2 protein-coding genes are annotated in these 2,079 nt (G+C 70.4%); one reads left to right on the plus strand and one right to left on the minus strand.

Translation table 11 applies throughout. The features are described 5' to 3' along the window. The coding region (locus VFL64_RS08335) for a GGDEF domain-containing protein (RefSeq protein ID WP_489539913.1) at positions 1-897 on the plus strand (897 nt) is incomplete at its 5' end. Here the strand turns inward: VFL64_RS08335 and VFL64_RS08340 are convergent. After that, positions 894-2,079, minus strand: a 1,186-nt coding sequence (locus tag VFL64_RS08340) for a M28 family metallopeptidase (RefSeq protein WP_489539914.1), incomplete at its 5' end; no start/stop codon positions are given. The genes VFL64_RS08335 and VFL64_RS08340 overlap by 4 nt on opposite strands.

Genomic DNA, 2,079 nt, shown 5'->3' on the forward strand with positions numbered 1-2,079 from the left:
CAGCCGACGCTGCTCGGAGCCGCGCAAGAGGGCTTGAGCCTGCGCGTGCACTGCCTGTTCCACCACGCGCTGGCCGACCTGCACGAGCAGCTGGGCAACACCGCCGAGGCCCTGGCCGCGCTGCGCGCCTGGCAGCGTTGCCAGCTGGAGCGCGGCAACCAGGCCTCGCGGGCGCGCTACCAGGCGGCCTCGCTGCAGACCGAGCTGCGCCGCCTGCAGCAGAACCTGGACGAGATCGAGGCGCGTCGCCTCGCCACCGAGCAGGCGCGCGCCGAGCTGGAGGCCATCAACCAGCAGCTCTCGCAGAAGATCCAGGAGGTGCAGTCGCTGCAGGCCGAGCTGGAGCAGCAGGCCACGCGCGACTTCCTCACCGGCCTGTTCAACCGCCGCCACCTCAACGACGTGCTGCCGCAGGTGCTGGCGCTGGCGCGGCGCGAGCAGCAGCCGCTGGCGGTGGCCATCATCGACCTCGACCACTTCAAGGTCGTCAACGACCGGCACGGCCACGTCGCGGGCGACACGCTGCTCGCCGCCTTCGGCATGCTGCTCAACGAGAACACACGCCAGAGCGACCTGGCCTTCCGCTTCGGCGGCGAGGAGTTCTGCCTGCTGATGCCCGGCAGCAGCGCCAAGACGGCGCAGCGCAAGGTGCTGGGCCTGCTGCAGGCCTGGCGCCGCAAGTCCTTCCACTTCGAGACCGGCTCGCTCACGGCCAACACCTTCTCGGCCGGCATCGCCGACTCGCTGAGCACGCCGACGCACGAGCGCGACGCGATGGAGCTGCTGCTCAAGGCCGCCGACGATCGACTGCTCGCCGCCAAGCGCAGTGGCCGCAACCAGGTGCTGTGGCAGGACAGCCCGGCGGCCGAGTTCGAAGCGGCCGAGACCGAACCCTAGAACGAGCCGGCATCGCCCGGAAACACCACGGGCGACTCGTACCCGTCGGCCGACACCGCCGAGACCCCGAAGAACCAGTCGTCGATGACCACGTTCTTCAACTGCAGCTGCGTCACGTCGCCGGCCACCTCGCGGTGGTGGCGCCACTGCGGCTCGGTGGTGCCGCGCCACCACACGCGGTAGCGCGCCGCGCCGGGCACGGCCTGCCACTTCACGGTGGTGTGCGGCGTGACGGCGCCTTCGATGGTCACGCCCTTGGGCGGCGCGGGCGCGCGGGCCATCGCCATCATCGTGATGGCGTTGAGGCGCGTCACCTGCGCGAGGTAGCCGAAGTCCACGCCGTCGATGGTGTCGCCGTAGTGGATGCCGTTCTCGGTGCGCAGGTCCTGGTGCTGGCGGGTGTAGTCCTCGTTGGCCTCGGTGAGGCGCACGGCGGGGTAGCCGGCTTCGAGAAAGGCCACCTGGTCGCCGCCGCGGCCATAGCGATCGGTGCGGTAGACCATCTGCACCTTGAAGTTGGTGAGGTGGCGCTCGGCCAGGCCCGCGATGTAGCGCGCGATGTTGCGCGAGGGCGCGTCGAGTTCGCCGCCGTTGTAGCGGCGGCGCTTGGCCTGCGCCTCGGTCTCCAGCGTCTTGGTGCCTTCGGAGAACACGCGCACCGTGCTGTTGTCGTGCACGCCGTTCTCGCCGTGGCTGTTGCCGACGATGTCGTTGTTGAGGTTGGCCTGCACCTGCCAGCCCTGCTGGCGCGCGTAGTCGGCCAGGATCTTGCCGCCGTACAGGCCCTGCTCCTCGCCCGACAGGGCGGCGTACACCAGCGTGGCGGAGAACTTGTGCTTGGAGAGCACGCGCGCCGCTTCCATCAGCGCGGCCACGCCGGAGGCGTCGTCGTTGGCGCCGGGTGCGTCGCTGGTGAAGTCCATCACGTCGCTGGCGCGCGAGTCGAGGTGGCCGGTGATGACGATCACGCGCTGCGGGTCACCGCTGCCGCGCTGGATGGCGACCACGTTCATCACCTCGGTGGGCTTGGGAATGCGCGCGCCGCTGATGGTCTGCGAGGGGGTCACCACCTCCAGGCAGCCGCCGCATTCCTTGGCCATCGCCACGAAGCGCGCCTGCACCCAGCGCCGCGCCGCGCCGATGCCGCGTGTGTCGGACTTCGTGTCCGACAAGGTGTGCCGG

The organism is Rhizobacter sp., from assembly GCF_035702065.1.
Classification (GTDB): Bacteria; Pseudomonadota; Gammaproteobacteria; order Burkholderiales; family Burkholderiaceae_C; genus Rhizobacter.